The sequence below is a fragment of the Pleurocapsa minor HA4230-MV1 genome (assembly GCA_019359095.1).
In the GTDB taxonomy this organism is placed as follows: Bacteria; Cyanobacteriota; Cyanobacteriia; order Cyanobacteriales; family Xenococcaceae; genus Waterburya; species Waterburya minor.
Genome location: JAHHHZ010000022.1, coordinates 38,943 through 57,320, shown reverse-complemented (window position 1 = coordinate 57,320; position 18,378 = coordinate 38,943). Strand labels below are relative to the sequence as shown.

Annotated in this window: 13 protein-coding genes and 1 pseudogene; 4 read left to right on the top strand and 10 right to left on the bottom strand. The window is 39.1% G+C overall.

Annotated features, from left to right (window positions below):
* Window positions 1-4: 4 nt before the first annotated feature.
* A complete protein-coding gene (locus KME09_14035) occupies window positions 5-559 on the bottom strand; it encodes a DUF1349 domain-containing protein (protein MBW4535051.1) in 555 nt (184 codons plus the stop codon).
* Window positions 560-594: 35 nt separating this feature from the next.
* Here KME09_14035 and KME09_14030 point away from each other — a divergent pair, with 35 nt between their 5' ends.
* Window positions 595-1,152: a sugar O-acetyltransferase gene (locus KME09_14030; protein MBW4535050.1), complete on the top strand. Its 558-nt coding sequence runs from the start codon at window positions 595-597 to the stop codon at window positions 1,150-1,152.
* Window positions 1,153-1,258: 106 nt separating this feature from the next.
* Here KME09_14030 and KME09_14025 read toward each other — a convergent pair whose 3' ends face one another.
* Window positions 1,259-2,773, bottom strand: coding sequence for a GMC family oxidoreductase (locus KME09_14025; protein ID MBW4535049.1), 1,515 nt, complete (start codon window positions 2,771-2,773; stop codon window positions 1,259-1,261).
* Window positions 2,774-2,824: 51 nt separating this feature from the next.
* Window positions 2,825-4,411, bottom strand: coding sequence for an FAD-dependent oxidoreductase (locus tag KME09_14020; protein ID MBW4535048.1), 1,587 nt, complete (start codon window positions 4,409-4,411; stop codon window positions 2,825-2,827).
* Between the two features lie 196 nt (window positions 4,412-4,607).
* Between KME09_14020 and folP the strand changes: the two genes are divergently transcribed.
* A complete protein-coding gene (gene folP, locus KME09_14015; protein ID MBW4535047.1) occupies window positions 4,608-5,444 on the top strand; it encodes a dihydropteroate synthase in 837 nt (278 codons plus the stop codon).
* A gap of 134 nt (window positions 5,445-5,578) precedes the next feature.
* Here the strand turns inward: folP and fabD are convergent, their stop codons facing one another.
* The gene (gene fabD, locus KME09_14010; protein MBW4535046.1) at window positions 5,579-6,481 is read right to left on the bottom strand and encodes an ACP S-malonyltransferase; all 903 of its coding nucleotides are present in this window, start codon (window positions 6,479-6,481) and stop codon (window positions 5,579-5,581) included.
* A 518-nt stretch (window positions 6,482-6,999) separates the two neighbouring features.
* Complete coding sequence (gene ribA, locus KME09_14005; GenBank protein MBW4535045.1) at window positions 7,000-8,679, bottom strand: bifunctional 3,4-dihydroxy-2-butanone-4-phosphate synthase RibB/GTP cyclohydrolase II RibA; 1,680 nt, start codon at window positions 8,677-8,679, stop codon at window positions 7,000-7,002.
* A 475-nt stretch (window positions 8,680-9,154) separates the two neighbouring features.
* Here ribA and KME09_14000 point away from each other — a divergent pair, with 475 nt between their 5' ends.
* The gene (locus tag KME09_14000; GenBank protein MBW4535044.1) at window positions 9,155-10,192 is read left to right on the top strand and encodes a folate-binding protein; all 1,038 of its coding nucleotides are present in this window, start codon (window positions 9,155-9,157) and stop codon (window positions 10,190-10,192) included.
* Window positions 10,193-10,394: 202 nt separating this feature from the next.
* Here KME09_14000 and KME09_13995 read toward each other — a convergent pair whose 3' ends face one another.
* The gene (locus KME09_13995; protein MBW4535043.1) at window positions 10,395-10,625 is read right to left on the bottom strand and encodes a photosystem I reaction center subunit IV; all 231 of its coding nucleotides are present in this window, start codon (window positions 10,623-10,625) and stop codon (window positions 10,395-10,397) included.
* A gap of 294 nt (window positions 10,626-10,919) precedes the next feature.
* Here KME09_13995 and KME09_13990 point away from each other — a divergent pair.
* Window positions 10,920-11,851, top strand: a pseudogene (locus KME09_13990) (cation diffusion facilitator family transporter).
* Window positions 11,852-12,031: 180 nt separating this feature from the next.
* Here the strand turns inward: KME09_13990 and KME09_13985 are convergent.
* The 4 genes from KME09_13985 to KME09_13970 form a co-directional block, all read right to left on the bottom strand.
* Window positions 12,032-13,264, bottom strand: coding sequence for a hypothetical protein (locus KME09_13985; protein MBW4535042.1), 1,233 nt, complete (start codon window positions 13,262-13,264; stop codon window positions 12,032-12,034).
* 15 nt (window positions 13,265-13,279) lie between these two features.
* A complete protein-coding gene (locus tag KME09_13980) occupies window positions 13,280-14,167 on the bottom strand; it encodes a hypothetical protein (protein ID MBW4535041.1) in 888 nt (295 codons plus the stop codon).
* Between the two features lie 13 nt (window positions 14,168-14,180).
* On the bottom strand, window positions 14,181-16,592 hold the full coding sequence (locus KME09_13975) for a dynamin family protein (GenBank protein ID MBW4535040.1): 2,412 nt from the start codon (window positions 16,590-16,592) through the stop codon (window positions 14,181-14,183).
* 178 nt (window positions 16,593-16,770) lie between these two features.
* Complete coding sequence (locus tag KME09_13970) at window positions 16,771-18,213, bottom strand: SGNH/GDSL hydrolase family protein (protein MBW4535039.1); 1,443 nt, start codon at window positions 18,211-18,213, stop codon at window positions 16,771-16,773.
* Window positions 18,214-18,378 lie beyond the last annotated feature (165 nt).

The window sequence follows — 18,378 nt, the reverse complement described above, 5'->3', positions numbered from 1 at the left end:
ATTTTTAATCATTTTTAACTGCAAACTCAGATTGAATCTTGAATTGTTCAAAGACAGTTGTAAAACCTTTTCCCTCTGGTGAAGCACACATAATTCCTACATCCACCGTCGCAGCTAAAGTCAAATAAGCCATTCTCAGCATCGTATATTGCTGAGCGTCTAGAGAGTAATGTATTTCTATGGCTGAATCTCGACGAGTTACCCTAAGCCAAATTGAAGCAGGATTATGTGGCATTGGGACAACAGACCAATCAGAATAGTCACGGGTTACTACTGCGCTGATCTGCTGTACTCCCTCGACTAATTCAATGCCGCATTTAAGCCAATTATTTTCATCCAGACGTACCATTAATCCTGCCTGATCGTAGAGATCTTGATACTTGCCACTAACTTTTACTTCTGCGATAAAATTTCCTGTGAACTGTTGATAATAAAAATGTCCAGTATCTCTAATAAATCCATAGTGGGTTTTACGCCAAAAATCTGTATTTTGAGTTGAGGTAACTTCAATTATTCTGTCTTTAATTTTCCAATTCGAGGGTTCGTTGAGCCATTGCATAATTTAATTAATGCTAAAGAGTTTTATACATGGATATGCCAGAGAAAACTGAAAGAGAGAAAATGCTAAGTAACGAGTTGTATTTAGCAACGGATGAAGAATTGACTCGGATGCAGTTAAGAGCAAGCCAACTACTTCATCGCTTTAACTTTTCTCCTCCCGATCCCTTACAACACCAGCAGATAATTTCTCAGCTATTTGGCAAAATCGGGACTAACTTGGCGATTAGACCGCCGTTTTACTGTGATTATGGTTGCCATATTTTTGCTGGGGACAACTTATTAATTAATTTTGACTGTACGATTCTTGATTGTAACGAAGTACATTTGGGCAATAACGTTTTACTTGCACCCAAAGTTCAAATCTACACTGCCTATCACCCTACCGATCCTAATTTAAGACTATCTGGTAAAGAGCTAGCAGCGCCAGTTACGATTGGTGACAATGTTTGGCTTGGTGGTGGGGTAATTGTCTGTCCTGGGGTTTCTATCGGCTCAAATACTACTATTGGTGCAGGTAGCGTAGTTACTAAAAATATACCCCACAATGTTGTTGCAGTTGGCAATCCTTGTCGAGTTATTAAGAGCGTTTAGTTTGCCTACTACCTATTTGCGAAGCTTATCCTTTAGGACTACCTACTACCTACTACCTACTACCTATTTTTTCACCTCAATTCCTCAATTCAAAATTGATAGGCTACTATAGACTATCTTTGAGATGATCCGCTACTCGTAAAGCATTTGCCACAATGGTCAAGGTGGGATTTACTGCACCCATAGATGGGAAGAAGCTGCCATCAACCACATAGAGATTATCAAGATCATGAGTACGGCAATTGAGGTTAAGGACGCTAGTTTTGGGGTCTGAACCAAATTTGCAAGTACCGACCTGATGCCACACCGCCGATAGAGGAACTGTGTTCACCATAAAGAGGAAGAAATCTACCTTACGGAGATAGCTTTGCCACATATCGACAAAATCTTCATGAGCTTTAAGATTATTGCGGGTGAAATCGACTTTAATTTTGCCTTCCTCAGTTACAGTTACGCGGTTATTGGGGTCGGGTAAATCTTCGCTGGTCAGCCACCAGTCTACAGCGTGGTCTGCCATATATTCTAAAGTAGGTTGAGGGATAGAACCAGGGGCAAAGAGTGCCAGACGATTCCATTTAGACTTACCCGTCATTTGAATTTGTCCGAGGGGATAGTCATGATCGGGACTGCCAAAATAGAAGTCGTTAAAGCCGAGAGTTTTTTGAAATTTGACTGGATTGGGTTTTTCGGCGATCGCTACTATGGAAGAATGGTTATGTAACATCAAGTTGCGACCCAGCATTCCTGAAGAATTACCTAAGCCATCGGGGTGATGTTCGTTTTTCGATCTCAATAGTAAAGCGGCGGAATTAATCGAACCACAAGAAACAATGAAAGTATCGGCGCTATATTGTTCTTGATTACCATTTACCTCAACCTCAACTGTGGTAATCTTCTGACCACTAGCGTCAGTGATTAACTTAGTTACCAAGGTATCGATCATAATTTCTACATTATCGTATGCCGTAGCAGGATCGACACAGGCAATTTGCGCATCTAATTTAGCATCGATTTTACAAGGATAGGGATCGCAAGTGCTACAGCGAATACAGGGACTATTATCGGGATCATCAACATTGCGATCGACTGCTAGGGTTAAGTGATGAGGATGTAGACCCAACTTGCCTAATTCATCGGCTACCTCCTGCATTCGTGGTTCGTGAGGTAGCGCAGGAAAAGGATATTCTGCCGACATTGGTGGTTCGGTAATATCTTCGCCTTTTGTTCCGTGAACTTTAAAAATACTTTCAGCGCGAGTGTAATAAGACTCCATGTCCTGATAAGTCAGTTCCCAGGCTGGGGAAACTCCCCCATGATGTTGTACTTCCCCAAAATCTTGTTCACGCATTCTTTGCAAGGCTGCACCATAGACTTTGGTATTTCCCCCGACGTTATAGAAAGCTTGGGGTCTAAAACTATTGTTTTGATGGTCTAGCCATTGCTCCTCTACCTGATATTTTCTACCCTGAAAAATTGCTTCTGGATTCCAATTATCATCTTCTTTAGGGAGATATCCACCACGTTCGATAATTAAAATACGTTTACCTGTAGGTGCGAGGGAATATGCCACAGTTCCGCCACCTGCACCTGCACCGATGATTATTATGTCGTAGTGATTCATTAATGATTACTGATTACTTGATTGCTTAATTATTAAGTATTATTACTTTTTTTATCGAATCATGTCGAGCCAATTAATTTCTGTATCTTTGATAGCCGTTGCCTGGGGCATTTTTTGGAGACGCATTAATTCGGAAATTGCTGCCAATTCGCGATCGCGATTCATTCCTGCCACTGCCATAATTTGTTCATCTTTAAGGTAGTAAGCCAGAAATGCTGATTCTAAGTCTCCGTCTATTTTAATCTCATCCCACTCCTCTACATGACCGACATAACGCAGTTTAAGATCGTATTGACCTGACCAAAAGAATGGTACGATTTGCTCCACCTCTTGCCGTTGATTACTGTTAAGCATATTAGCCGCAGCAATTCTGCCTTGCTGTGCTGCTAAACGCCAATGTTCAATACGTGTCGATTTATTCATCGGCGCATAAGGAAACCGAGCAATATCCCCCGCAGCATAAATATCGTTTATTTCAGTTTGCAGATAATTGTTAACAGGAATACTGTGATCTTTTTCGTGTAGTTTGACTCCTGTAAGATAGCTAGTATTTGGTTCAACACCAATACCGACAATAACCAGATCGGCAGCTACTTGCGTTCCATTATCTAGAACCACAGACTCAACTTGCTCATTGCCAATTAACTCAATCGCTTTAGTTTCAAACTGAAACTTAACTCCCTGAGATTCGTGAACCTGCTGAAACATTTTGCCGAGTTGCTCACCTAAAATTTTCTGGAAAGGAACTTTGCTGGGAGAAATTACCATAACATCTAATCCTTGCTGAGTCAGACTAGCTGCTGCTTCCATACCGATAAAGCTAGAGCCAATTACCACCGCTTGTTGAGCATTTTTTACTACAGCCAAGATCGAATCAACATCTTCAGGCTGACGGATAGTAAAAATATTAGCCAAATCAGAGCCAGGAATATCTAGTTTTCGCGCCAAACCACCAGTTGCCAATAGTAGTGAATCAAATTCGAGTTCAGAATGATCGGCAAAAGTAATTTTTTTATTTAAAGCATCAACTTCAGTTACCGCTTGACCAAAACGTAATTCAATGTTGTGGTCATCATAAAATTGGCAGTCTCGTACAGGTAAGCTATCTGCCTTAGCATTGCCTTGAAGATAGTTTTTACTTAACTTAGTACGGTCATAGGGTAACTTTGATTCAGCACTGATTAAAACCACTTTGCCTTGAAAACCCTGTTGACGCAGCATCTCTACCGCTGCCATACCTGCTGCTCCTGCACCTAAAACGGCAAAAGTACGAGAATCTACACTTGGTTCATGTCTTGCCATTGACAGAGTACGTTTCTGGGGTATTTCGTCAGGTAGTTTGACCAATACTTGCTCTCCCTCAACTCTCACCGCAAAATGAGTCAAAGAATCTAAGCCAGGAGGTTCTAACTGCTGTCCTGCGATCGCATTAAAACAAGCATTATGCCAAGGACAAACTATTCTTTCGCCAGATAATACTCCCTTAGCTAAAGGTGCGCCATAGTGGGTACAGAATGCGCTAGTAGCATAATATTGATCGTTGATTTTAGATAATAATATTTGCGAGTTTTCTACTTCAATCTGCTGCATTTGCCCATTTTGCAGATCGCTGATTCTGGCTACGGCTATTTCTTTCATTATGATGATTAAATATAAAATACTAAATATTGATTGCAACTGAGGATGTTGGTTACAGTAAAATAATCAATACTTTATTGGTTATTGTCGATAAATATCTTTCTTTTGGTATCCGACTAAGGTTTTAGATCTAGTTTAATTACCCATTATCTTTCTTATTTCCTATTTCCTATTTCCTACTTCCTATTTCTTAAATATGGCTTGGAAAATTCGCGATCGCACTTTTAACTGGGGAGAAAAAACTTACTTGATGGGAATTCTCAACGTAACTCCCGATAGTTTTAGTGATGGTGGTCAATTCGACAGTGTTGAAACTGCCTTAAATCAAGCCAGAGACATGATTGCTCACGGCGTAGACATTATTGATATTGGTGGAGAATCGACTCGTCCTCATGCCGAATCAGTGTCAATAGAACAAGAGTTACGACGAGTTATTCCTGTAATTGAGCAGCTACGGCAAATTAGTTCAATTCCGATCTCGATCGATACAACCAAAGCTCAAGTGGCACAGCAAGCGATCTCTTCTGGTGCAGATATTGTCAACGATATTTCTGGCGGGACTTTTGACGCTCAAATGTTTACCACCGTAGCTCAGTTAAATGTGCCAATTATTTTGATGCATATTCGAGGTAATCCGCAAACGATGCAGTCTTTGACTGACTATCAAGATGTAGTCTCAGAAGTAGCCGAATTTTTGACTACTCAGGTGAATAAAGCGATCGCCTCTGGTATTTCTCGCTCTAAAATCATCATCGATCCTGGGATTGGCTTTGCCAAGCAAGCCGAACAAAGTCTTGAATTGCTCCAGCGTTTAAATGAATTAAAAGCCTTTTCTTTACCCATGTTGGTGGGGGTATCACGCAAAAGTTTTCTGCGGCCGATTCTGCATCAAAACGACCCCAAAGAGAGAATCTGGGGGACGGCTGCTGCTTGTTATGGAGCGATCGCCAGAGGTGCAGATATTCTACGAGTTCACGATGTGCAGCAAATGTATGATGTCTGTCGGGTAGCAGACGCGATCGAAAGAAAATAGGAAATAGGAAGATAATATAATTATTGCTCCAAATCCCTAAATCCCCGACGCGAAGCTATATGCGAAGCGGTATCCTTTAGGAGTCCTTTAGGGCAAATCCCCAAATCCCTAAACAATAGAATACAGGGTCTTGTTTAAGAAACTAAAGCAGGTGTTTTGGCCTCTAACTGTTCTGCTGTCGCGATCGCTTCTAAGACAATTTCTGGGCAAGTCCTTTTAATTAAGCCACACAAGACTTTTCCTGGCCCAATTTCGCTAATTTCAGTTACCCCAGCTTGGGAGAATTGGAGCATAGTTTCGCGCCAACGAACAGAACTAGTCATTTGTTGAGTTAGCCTGGTTTTTAATACTTGGCTATCGGTTGTCGGACTAGGTTCAACATTAGAAAGCACGGGAATTTTTGCTGGCTTAAATTCGACCGATTCTAAGACTGTCATGAATTGTTCAGCCGCATCCTGCATCAAAGGAGAGTGAAAAGCACCAGATACATTCAAAGCGATCGCTCTTTTGGCTTTGACTTGACTCAAGACATTTTCTACCCCTTCAGGAGTACCAGAGATAACTACTTGAGCTTCGCTATTATCATTAGCCAGAACTACGTCAGGAGTATTGTTTAAAGCTGTAGTTAATTGAGCGCGATCGAACTTCATTAATGCTGCCATCTTACCGCCATCGGCACTATCCATTAATTCAGCTCTTTTCTTAACTAGCCTTAATCCAGATTCAAAATCGAAGACTCCTGCTGCATATAAAGCCACATATTCGCCTAAACTATGACCTGCAACTAACTGTGGTAGCTCAACTTTTTCCTGCAAAAGATCGACTAAAATAGATTCAACAACATATAAACAAGGCTGAGTATAAAGAGTACAGGCTAAAGTTGTTTCGTCTCCCTGGCAAATATCTAAAACAGACCAACCTAATATCTTTTCTGCTAGTTCAAATTTTGCTTTGGCAACAGGAAGATCCTGTAGCTCCACTCCCATTCCTATTGCCTGAGAACCTTGCCCAGGGAAGACCCACGCTGTTTTCGTCATTGATAAAATTGTGTTTTGCTCACCCTCAATATTGCCGATATTAAAAAATCTTTTGTCTTAAGGCTTTCTTAATAAACAGTATGCTAGAAATTATCTCATTCTGGTGACATATTTGTCTAATAGCTAATAGCCGAAAAAACTCTTGATTGAGATGGTTTTTCTTTGAGCGATCGCCTAACGGGGTAACAAGCAAGTTCAAAGCTTTACTGGTAGAGGAGTAATGGGGGACTTGATGATTCCTCACAAGGGTAGGTTTTTTACCAAGGTGTGAGTAAAGGCTCAAAAAAGAGATAAAAGTAAAATAAGAAACTAAATAAAATGCTTGAGAGATAAAATCAAATCAACATCTCAAAGATTGGAAACAGATTGTCAGTTGTAGATTTCCTGATTGTAAAAAACCTACCCTTGTAAGATCTCCCTGTCTCCCTACATAATTGTAATTACTAATTCTTCCCTGCGTAACGTCAGTAAATAATTTATAGCTGATGTTGATTCAATCAGAAATATTAACTGCCAAATCACTTATGCTCGTGGCTAAAACTATAAATCATTTGATTTTCGATCGCCTTGCACAACTGAGACGGCTTTTGAGTTAAATGGTGATGCTGACGATCTAACTTGATTTGTAAACTAGACATAGGATCGTCTCCAGGAGCGATTAAAAACTCTAAACGGCTAATATCTTGCCAGGTAGTTAGCTGGTCGAGTATTTTTAACACCCCTGCTAGATAAGGATGATTACAGTCTTGATACCAACTAGCGTCAGCTAAATTTGGCTGATCGAAACCCAAATGAAAGATCAAATTAGCATCACTAAATAAAGCGATCGCAATGGGTCTAGCTTCTTCCTGGACTAAGAAATCCTGTTCCTTAGCTAGATAGCGAATTTTATCGAGCTTTTCATACTGAGCTTCAGGGGAGATTGTTCCCTCTGACCAAGAAACCGCGACGGTAGCTAAATATGTTTGGAGTAATAAGTGACCTAGTTTTTTGGCTTTAGTTGCCAAATATTGAGAATTGTAATCAGTGGCTTCAATTAACAGAGGGAGGCGATCGACTATTTCTAACCCATAGCCTTTCAAACCAGCAATTTTGCGCGGATTATTGGTAATCAGGCGGATCTGTTTGATGCTTAAGTCATTTAAAATTTGCGCGCCCATCCCATAATCCCGCAGATCGGCAGGGAATCCTAAGCGTTCGTTGGCTTCTACGGTGTCTAAACCCATATCCTGCAAGGTATAGGCTTTGAGCTTATTAACTAGACCAATCCCTCTACCCTCTTGACGCAGATATACCACCACTCCCAAACCATGAGCTTCAATCATCTTTAAAGCTGCCTGTAGCTGCATTCGACAGTCACAGCGCATTGAACCTAAAGCGTCTCCTGTGAGGCACTCTGAATGCATCCTAACCATTGCTGGTTTAGTAGCTAGCTCGCTAGGATCTCCCTTAACGATCGCCAGATGCTCTGTATTATCTAAAGCATTACGATAGGCATAAATTTTAAAGTCACCAAATTGACTGGGAAACTGACATACAGTTTCTCGATAGACAAAGCGATCGTGCTTGAGGCGGTAGCTAATAAGATCGGCAATGCTAATTAATTTAAGGTCATGTTCTTTGGCATACTCAACCAACTGAGGTAGACGTGCCATTGAACCATTAGGGTTTTGAATTTCACAAATCACCCCCGCAGGATATAGCCCTGCTAATCGAGCTAAATCGACTCCTGCTTCCGTATGTCCCGCTCGTTTCAACACTCCACCATTCCTAGCGCGCAGCGGAAAAATATGTCCAGGGCGAACCAAATCTTCAGGAATACTAGCGGGATTAATTGCCACTTGAATAGTGCGGGCGCGATCGTCGGCGGAGATTCCCGTGGTGACACCCAACTTGGGGGATGCATCAATGCTCACGGTAAAAGCAGTTTGATTACTATCGGTATTCTTGCTAACCATTAAGGGCAGATCGAGATCGTCAAGGCGATCGCCTGTCATCGCTAAACAAATTAACCCCCTTGCCTCCACTGCCATAAAATTAATCATACTGGGGGTGGCAAACTGAGCCGCACAGATCAAATCTCCCTCGTTTTCTCGGTTTTCATCGTCGACGACAACTATTGAACGCCCTGCTTTGATCTCAGCCAAAGCTGAATCTATAGAGTCGAAAGTGACGGAATTGGTTTGAGAGGTATCCACTACAAAAATTTAGTTAGAGGTTAGAGTAATTGAAAATTAGCTACGGTGATTAAGACCGCGCAGCGGTTAGCTTTTAGCTTTTAGCTTTTAGCTTTTAGCTTTTAGCTTTTAGCTTTTAGCTTTTAGCTTTTAGCTTTTAGCTTTTAGCTTTTAGCTTTTAGCTTTTAGCTTTTAGCCAATTAAAAATAAATTTAGACCAGTTTTTATTACAGACTTTCGATCTCTTTGAGATATTAAAGAATTGTCCGCGTCTACTTAGACCCATTGAGCTAAAAACTAAATAGCCTTTGTTAAATAATTGTAACTTTTTTAATCTAATTAATCCTACTCAGTCAGATTGTGAAGGGAATCAATAAGCAAATCTTGTCAGACTAGTCAGATTTTACGGTCATCAGCAAAATTATTGGTAATTATCGCAAGATAATAAATAGTAAATAGTCTCATCACAATGAGAGCGAAATCAATCATGAGCGTAATGGAATTAAAACAAATACAAGCATCAGCGGGCGCAATTTTTGATAACCAGGGGGTTGTTCTGGGTTTTGGTCATGATGACCAAGCTTTAGCTGCAATAGATCGTGGTGTGGCAATTAGCGATCGCTCTCATTGGGGTTTACTGCAAATTACTGGGTCAGATCGACTGCGCTATCTCCACAATCAAAGCACTAATGACTTTGAAAAACTCAAGCCAGGACAAGGTTGTGATACGGTATTTGTAACTTCTACTGCCAGAACTTTAGATTTGGCTACGGCATATGTTACCGAAGATGCTGTTTTAGTCTTAGTTTCCCCCCATCGTCGTCAGCAGCTTCTGGCTTGGCTCGATCGCTTTATTTTTCCCTTTGATCGAGTTGAATTAACTGACATTTCAGAAAATACAGCTATATTTAGCCTTCTAGGTCAACAAAGCCAAACTTTATTATCAAACTTAACTTCTGAGACTATTTCCCTAACGGATGTAGCAGATAACCAGCTTGTGAATATTGCTGGTGTTGCGCTAAGAGTTGCCCAAGGAAGTGGTTTAGTAACTCCTGGATATACTCTAATCATGGATCGCAATGCTGCTGGAGCAGTTTGGTCGAAACTCAATGCCGAAGGAGCTGTTCCTTTTGGCGATCGCCTGTGGGAAAATCTGCGGATCCAACAGGGTAGACCAACTCCAGATCGAGAATTAACAGAAGACTATAATCCACTGGAGGCAGGACTTTGGCAGACTATATCTTTTGAAAAGGGCTGCTATATTGGACAGGAAACTATTGCCCGTTTAAATACTTATAAGGGAGTCAAACAGAAGTTGTGGGGCATTAAATTAAACCAGCCTGTTGAACCCCAAACACCAATTACTCTAGAAGATAGTAAAATTGGCATCTTAACTAGCTATACTGACACTCCCACTGGCTCTTTTGGCTTAGGCTATATCCGCACGAAAGCTGGCGGAGAAGGTCTACAGGTCAAAGTTGGCGAAGCGAGGGGAGAACTCATTTCTGTTCCTTTTTTATGTCATCAACAATAATCTTACTGATTATTGACAAAACTGGTGGGCATTATCTAAAGTAGCCAGTCTTTGTTATTTTGATTGACGATGCCCACCCTACAACTGATTGCTTACTGTTGCATTGTTCATTGCTCATTGACTAAAAACCCCCAGTAAAACTTGGCTACCGAGGGATCATGAAAAGCTAGCTAATTTAAAACTAAAACTAACCTTGTTTGAGCTATTTATCTTTAGCTGGGGCTTTAGCTGCTTTTTTGGCAGGTGGGCTTACTTCTTTTAATTCTGCTTCTGCATAATTATTTGTGTTTACGCCCGCATAATTAACTTTGTTAAAGCGCACGACTACAGGGTAGCGAATACCGCTTGGGTCTACCGATGCAACTGAGCCAACTTCGTTATACCAATAGGATTCTGGACGAAGAATTCTGACCTGAGAACCTCGTTGAACCATAATTGATTAGTCTCCTGAAAATGAATTTTAATGTTGTTTTAATCAAGAAAAATACCAAAGGCAACTTTCTTAATTTTTTTGGTTTTATGACTACATAAAATAAGAGCCATTGAACTTCAACGTCAAGTTTATCAAACCTACCGAGCTATATAATCTTACGATACATAACAATTTACGTAGTTCATCTGCTTTAAATATATTACATATTGTCACTTTACACTTACGTACTAGTAAAGCTTAATCTGATTGCAGTTTTTCTACCTCATAATTTTAAACAATACTTTTAGAGTAATAATGTCTGGTTCAGCTAAAAAGACCATCTATGCAGCGATGGCTGCCAATTTTGCGATCGCCATAATTAAATTTATTGCCGCTTCAATTACTGGAAGTTCGGCTATGCTCTCCGAAGGAATTCATTCTGTAGTTGATACGGGAAATCAATTGCTACTGTTATTAGGAGCTTGAGTAAACAACCAGCAGATGACAGCCATCCTTTTGGCTATGGTCAAGAGCTTTATTTCTGGACTTTAATTGTGGCTCTGTTTATCTTCGCCATTGGTGGCGGAATGTCGATCTATGAAGGAATTGGACATATTAGACATCCTCAGCCTTTAACGGATCCGCGCTGGAATTACGGGGTGTTGGGGTTAGCTGTGATTTTTGAAGGTTATTCTTGGAATGTGGCGCTACAGGAATTTTTGGCCAGTAAACGTGAAGATAACTTTTGGCAAGCAATTCGTGCTAGTAAAGATCCGACAGTATTTGCCATCTTGTTTGAAGATACCGCAGCCTTAATTGGTCTGTTTGTCGCCTTTGTAGGGGTATTGAGTGGGCATTTGTTAGGTAATATTTATTTGGATGGAGTAGCCTCAATTGTCATTGGCGTAATTTTGTGCAGAGTAGCATCTTTACTGGCGATAGAAAGTAAAGGTTTATTAATTGGGGAAGGAGCCACCGCCGAAACTATAGCTAGTATTAAAAAGATTATCAATGATGACCCCGCAGTAGAAAATGTAATTAAGGTTCTCACCCTCCATTTTGGCCCTCAAGAGATTTTACTCAACCTAGAAATTAACTTTGTCGATGATCTCGAAACCGACGAATTAGAAATCGCCGTTGAACGTTTAGAAAGTTCCATTAGAATTCAGCACTTGGAGATTCAAAATATTTTTATCGAAGCCAAATCTATCTCTGCTAGGAAAAAAGCAATTACCAGTGAGTCCTAAAGGATTAGCTCGCAAGCTCGCGTCACAGTGAGCAATAAACTTAAAATTTTAAATATTACTACTCGCCACTCACTGAGATAGACGGGAGAAAGGAAGCCAACGTGCTTTTAGCCGAGTCACGGAATTTCGACTCGGCAACGGGGCTTTTAAAAGGTACTTTAGTTTATACCGAAAATATTTTTAACTTGGTAGTATGTACCAACTATTATCGTTTTGTGCCTTAGGTAATAGCTCAAGACTACTTTTAACTCTATTTTTTTGGCACAGAGTCGTAAAATCTTGTAAGGTTTCTAACCTAGCAGATAATTCACTAAAAGTATCAAGATATTCAGCTACTGCTACTTGTTGATAAATCCAACTGCCGTCAAATTGAGAAGCATAAGACATTTGAAATTCAACGGCGATATCATCTTGCTTTTCTTGTTTTTTGTCTAAAGGTAATTTACGATCACTTGAAGAAACATTGACGATTCTATTTACTCTTTCTTGACTAATATGCTGCTTAAATACTGGGGCTGTAAATCGATAGGCTGTATTTAGTTCGAGACGTTCTGTACTTAATAAATTATTTGCCCATTGTTCGGCATTTTGTTTGAATTTTGGAACTTCTAAACTTAGTAATTCTTGTGCTTCCTCAAACATCCCCACTTCTAGTAATAAATGTGCTTCTGTTGCTGTAGCTACTGCCCACCCTTGAGTAGCAACATCAGCTAATAACATCTTTTGAGGTTCTAATTCGGGGACGATTTGCCATACTTGGTCGGACATTATCATGCGTACTTTAGAAGCAACTTTTAAGGCTGACTTAACAGAAGTATCGGGGAAACGACTTTTCTCAATCAATTCAGCACGTAATTCGGCGATTTCCTTAAATAGTATCGTGCGATGGAGTTGGCTTATAGCATCTGCAAGTTGAACTTGTCCTTGTCGATTTTCTTGTACCAGTAAATGTAAATATGCTAATTGTCCAGATAAAGCATCCAAACGTTGGTCAATATTTTTAAATCCAGCTTCCATTGACTGCTGAATTTGACCCAAAGAACTTTGGATTTTGTGTAGTTTATAACCCATATAAGCAAATCCTACCGCACTAATGCCAATATTTAGTACGCTAGCCCCTGCTGCTATTTGAGACATTTGTAAAATTGAGGGCAGTACTCGTTGAATTTGGTTAAGTTTATTAATACTAATACCATGACCGATTGCATTAGTAGCTAAATTGGCACTTCCTAAAATGGGATTAGCAACAACAGTCATTAAATTGCCTGTAAGTCCTGGAGATTCTACTAAATGACGAACAATTTGACCCGTTGCTGCTTCCCTGATGACACCACCGTATCGCGTTAAAGTACCATTAATTAAACCTTGAATTATGGCAGGATCTTGAATTAAAAAAGTAGGATTAATTATCATCAGTGTTATCTCAAATTAGCGACTGTAAAACTCTGTATTTTCATAAGCTTTACACGATAATCTGCGAGAGACTGTGACTTGAGGAGATCGCTTTCCTAAGTCGATAAAGGCATCTCTACGATCCATTGGATTAACATTAGGATAGAATCTAGAATCATCTTCATCTAATTCTATGGTGACAAAATGAACGTCGTATTCAGATGTTGTGCCAACTGTCTTACAATTGATTAATTCTTGTTTAATTTGTGACTGCTCAAATTTGCTCGTTGTTTCAATCCATAAACCTTGAGTTGCACCATATAGTTTAGAGCTATCTTCTGGTTGTAAGCGACTGTTATTCTTCAATGAATGAATCAAATCTTGATAGCGATCACTTTTTATCAGCAAAGCCAAAATATATTTTTCTTCAATTGGAAGAATATAATTAGAATAATTAGTGGTTTGATTTTTGGATTGAAGATTAGAATTACTACCTTTCTTATTTAAAAGATAAAGTAATAAGCCTACACCTGTAAGAACAAAAGCAACAATAATTATTGATTTAGTATTCATTTTTTGTTTTACCTCCTGAATATTATGATAAAAATCCTTGCTAGAAATATTGTCAAGTGTGTTAAATGAGTTACCTATTCCTCCAGTTATTTTTTTATCTGTTATTACTAAAAGTTGGCGATATAATTTCAATGTATTTTTCAAAATTTTATTTTGTTGTATCCATAAATTTTGATTTGCAATAATTTCTTGAGATACTTTTGGAAAAATTTCATCTAAGGATAATTCATTACACCAAGCAATAATAGCTGCATCTAAATTTGAATTTTTTCGATTTTCAGAAAGTTGCTCTAAAATAAAATCAAATTTTTCCAGAAAATGAAAAGGAGTTAAGCGATAACCAGAGTTCATATCGAAATAGTTTTTATCTAAGTTGTTGATAAATTTCAGTAACAGAATTTAGTTCTTGTTCAAATTGTTGCCAAGATTCTTCCTGCTTAACCGCATCTCTTTCAATATCTTGTAATTGTTTGTCGAAAGCCTTTTCTGTAGATTTAATTGCCTTATCAATAGCCAAGTTGAATTCTTTAGTGACTCGCTCTAGATACTTACTAATCCAATCATCAAGAATATCCCAAAGTTTTTGTTTTTCTTCAGTAATTCCATTCGCCCACTGTCTCGCCATATTTTTATAGTCTGGCAGCTTTAATTCTCGATATTCAATATCGTCATAGATATTTTTAGTAACAGTTCGGGTTTTTTCCTGTTTAAAACAACTACCTTCTGTATAGTGTTGGGTTTCTTTTTTGTTACCTACTACTTCTCGCTTACTAGTAGTACTTTGTTTAATAGTATCCGAGAAGCTAAACAGTTCTTCTGGTAGTTGAGGCGGGTTCTGAGTAAGATGATTATGAAAATCAGAGATAATTACTTTATCTAGATCGAGATCAGGAAGTGCTTGTTCACAAACATTTTTTAGTTCTTCAATTAATTGATTAAATAAAGATAGTAATCCTATCTCGAATTGTTTAGTTTGTCCTTGCAAAGTAAATTCTGCCCTACTAGAAATAGCTTTACGCATCGTATAATAAAGAGAACGAACTGCTTTTTCAGCGTGTTCCATACTACGAATTTTTTCTTGATTGTCGTGGCGAACTTGTCTAATAAAATAACCAGAATCATCTGACTTAAATTTATTTAATTTGCGGTTTACTAAATCGTAAGCTTTAGCAATCGCTCTGGCTTTTGGAGGAGTAACAACTTTAGTTAATTCTTCTTCTAATTCATAAGTTCCTTGATCTTGTTCAAAAGCATTTCTTACAGGAGAAATAAGTTCTACTACTAAATCTTCTTCAACTTGTCGAACAGCATCGTAAAAAGAATCAAAGCCTTTCATACCTTTTTGTTCTAGAGTATTGCGAGCGGTTTGACTATCTTGTTTTAAGAGATCGATTATTGTTTTTATTTCATGCTGAAACCGATCGCGGATATTTTCAACCTCTCTAATTAATCTTTCGCTACCATCGATAATATTCTGCTGTTTGTTTTCTAGTTCTTCTTTCTTGCCAATCTTTTTAATATTGACTTCTACATTAATGGTATTAACTAAATGCTTGTAGTTTTCAAGGACATCGATTAAAGCAGGTAAAACAACCAATTCCGAAAAAGATTCTCGAACGCGATCGCGCATACATTGCCACAGGCGATCACCTCCACTCCAACTATTGACATGACGGAGTATTTTTCGCATACTTTCGTCATCTATAGTATCGCTATCATCCACCCGATCTTCTATATCCCTAAACCACTTTTTGAGGGTTTTATCTTCGGAAACATGAGAGCGAATTAAACTAGAACAGTCTTTTAACATTCCGCTCAAGTATTGTCGACGTGTAGCAGCATCTACAGCAGAATTATTATTAAGAGGTACTGTTCCCCAAGCACACTGAGCATAGTAAATAAATCTACCACTTAAAGGAATAATATCGGGTAACCGCTCTAAATTTAGAGTTGCCTGTATTTCTAACTGCAATTGTTCAATTCTTTCGGCGATCGTAATATCGTCTTGTCCCCTTTGATCTACTCGGTTAAGAATAAAAATCATCGAGTCAGTACGTCCTTGTAAATACTCGACAACCTTTTTTAATTCTTCTAACAAACGCTTACGATGGAGATCGTCTACTTGTAAATAATCAAGTGCAACCAAGCTAAAGGCTTTATGAACCTGTTGTTGAATCACTTTAAGATTATCGCGATCTTGAATTGACTTTAATCCTGGTAGATCGATAAATTCAATACCTATCCCTTCGGGCAAGCCTAATAAACTAGAATCTTCGGCTGCTAGAATCGGAACATAAGCCGTAACTTGTGGTGCAATCAATTCTTGTTGTTGTCGAGCTTGATGATAGGGAAACATCACCCCGTTGCGGATGCGGGCGTATATTTCTCTTTCACTTATGTCTTTCCACTCTCCCGTTAACCATTGCGCTCCCTCTGTCTCTTCGATTAATAATTTAAACTCCTTGGAATGCTTAATAGTTAATATGCCCCCACTCATTTCTCCTGCTTCGATAGGAGCAATTTTACGCCCAATTAACGCATTAACAATCGTTGATTTGCCCGAAGAAGTCGTGCCAATAGTAGCAATAGTGAAATTAGGATTGGCTAACCTACCTACTGATTCTTCATAAGCCTGTCGAAACTTTAGTAAAGAATCTTGGATAGTTAGACTATCTAAAATATCTGCGTGGTTTTGAGCCAAGTCAGCAACACCATTACCTAATTGTTTCAAGCGATCGCTAACTTGCTCAAATAGAGCATTAATTTCTGTTGTCATAAATTTACGGAGTGAGAATTATTGGAGGGGTTGTAAGCCTTCTCCGAGGTTCGGATTTATTGGCTTGTCCGATAGATTTGGGGCTACTGAAACACCAAGGTTTAGCGGTTGGCGAGAGCATCGCGCGCTTTTAGCCGTGGGTGAGCTTACTACCTCTTCTGTGCAACGCGCTGCTACTTTACTGACTATCTTGAGCAGATACAGGCTGTAACGCTTTTGCTGGCGGAGGTGTTTGCTGCATTTTCGGTATACTAGCAATGCCATAGTAAAGCTGTTCTGCCAACTTCTCGTTAGCTACTTCACTAAGATGAATTGAATCGATAAAACTAGGGGAAGGATATTTATCGGTCAATTTGTATAAATTCAGTACCTTAATATTATTGGGATAGGATTGTGCCAGCTTGAAAGCAGCATTAGTAAAGGCGGGATAGTCCGATCTAACTTTCTCAATATAGGTTCTACCTAGTTCGGTGATGATTTCTCCTTCAGTAGAATCTAGTTTACTGGGATTTCGTCCTGTAATTTCTGGCTGGATGGCAATTAATAAAGGTACTTGTGCTGCGGTACTCAAATTAAGAATTTGTTTTTGATGTTCCACATAGCGAGCTATTCTTTTTTCCAGTTCTGGTTTGTTTTGGGGTAAATGCCTAACTAGGTTAGAAGTTTGCTCATCTAGGAGAAAATCTGCTTTAACATCTTCGGGTTGTGATTTGTCCCAGTATTTAGCAGTTACCTTCGCCAAATAACTTTCTTTGAGCAGGGGTTCAATCAGTCGATCTAGATAAGTACCTAAGCTATTAGGTTGCTCGTTTTGAGCAACTTGAGCCACAGGAATTTGAGTCGCTTTGCGATCGCTTGGCAACATTAAGTCTTGATAGCCGTTTAGCATGATAATTAAATCAGGCTGGTATTTCAGCACCTGTAAAGCAATCTGTGCCAACTCATTACCTGAAGCATAACCAGGAACAGCAGCATTAATAATACGGTACTTGCCAGGTTTGATTTTGGGTGGCTTGGCTAAATTCTCTTGTTGTTTAGTTTTAGGTGGATTTGCCAAGTTTTTTGGTTGTTTGCCTTTGTCAGTCAGTGGCAAATCTGATTGATAAATTTCAGGAGTAGCCTGCTGTTGCTCTAGACGTTGTTGCAGACGAGTTTGCAACCGATCGCTAATTGTCTTAGAGTTACTAGAACTACCGTAACCAAAAGCAGTTGAATTACCCAATAAGAAAATTCTGATTTCATTTTGGGGTTTAACTAGAGGAAGAGGATCGCGATCGCGAAAACCTTGGGCGTTAATCTGCCAGAATTTATGCTGTTGATTTTCTACCAAACTATATCCTAAAGACATATTGCTTTTAGCTAACAAAAAGTCTGATGTTTTAGCCTGATTGTTGGGATCTCCTGATTTGAAATCTAACTTATAGGCATCAATTGGATTTGATTTGTCTATTTGAGCAAACTCGGTTTGATTACCAGCCAGATCGAAAAAAATCCGCGTTAATAGCTCTAAAGATACAAGAAATAGCCCGACAGTAATAATCGCTCCCAACAAAGAAAAACGTCGGCGCGCTCGTCGGCGAGGTGTAAACATGGGACGTTGTTTGACTTTAGACTTAAACATGCAACTACTTTCCTGCTAATTAATTATAGATAGATGAGAGCGATCGCCTTGAATATTTCAGCGTCGAGTAATTTGATACAAATAAAATTTATTTTCAGTCGCCACCTGGCAGCATATCTTTAATCCTAATGTTCTATCACAGGTATCTAAATAACTGGAAATCTT

What these genes read in the sequence shown, in the direction of transcription:
- folP (MBW4535047.1), top strand. Translation starts at nt 4,608, where the DNA reads ATGGCTTGGAAAATTCGCGATCGCACTTTTAACTGGGGAGAAAAAACT.
- fabD (MBW4535046.1), bottom strand. Translation starts at nt 6,481, where the DNA reads ATGACGAAAACAGCGTGGGTCTTCCCTGGGCAAGGTTCTCAGGCAATA.
- KME09_14035 (MBW4535051.1), bottom strand. Translation starts at nt 559, where the DNA reads ATGCAATGGCTCAACGAACCCTCGAATTGGAAAATTAAAGACAGAATA.
- KME09_14030 (MBW4535050.1), top strand. Translation starts at nt 595, where the DNA reads ATGCCAGAGAAAACTGAAAGAGAGAAAATGCTAAGTAACGAGTTGTAT.
- KME09_13980 (MBW4535041.1), bottom strand. Translation starts at nt 14,167, where the DNA reads ATGAACTCTGGTTATCGCTTAACTCCTTTTCATTTTCTGGAAAAATTT.
- KME09_13970 (MBW4535039.1), bottom strand. Translation starts at nt 18,213, where the DNA reads ATGTTTAAGTCTAAAGTCAAACAACGTCCCATGTTTACACCTCGCCGA.
- KME09_13985 (MBW4535042.1), bottom strand. Translation starts at nt 13,264, where the DNA reads ATGATAATTAATCCTACTTTTTTAATTCAAGATCCTGCCATAATTCAA.
- KME09_14020 (MBW4535048.1), bottom strand. Translation starts at nt 4,411, where the DNA reads ATGAAAGAAATAGCCGTAGCCAGAATCAGCGATCTGCAAAATGGGCAA.
- KME09_13995 (MBW4535043.1), bottom strand. Translation starts at nt 10,625, where the DNA reads ATGGTTCAACGAGGTTCTCAGGTCAGAATTCTTCGTCCAGAATCCTAT.
- KME09_14025 (MBW4535049.1), bottom strand. Translation starts at nt 2,773, where the DNA reads ATGAATCACTACGACATAATAATCATCGGTGCAGGTGCAGGTGGCGGA.
- KME09_13975 (MBW4535040.1), bottom strand. Translation starts at nt 16,592, where the DNA reads ATGACAACAGAAATTAATGCTCTATTTGAGCAAGTTAGCGATCGCTTG.
- KME09_14000 (MBW4535044.1), top strand. Translation starts at nt 9,155, where the DNA reads ATGGAATTAAAACAAATACAAGCATCAGCGGGCGCAATTTTTGATAAC.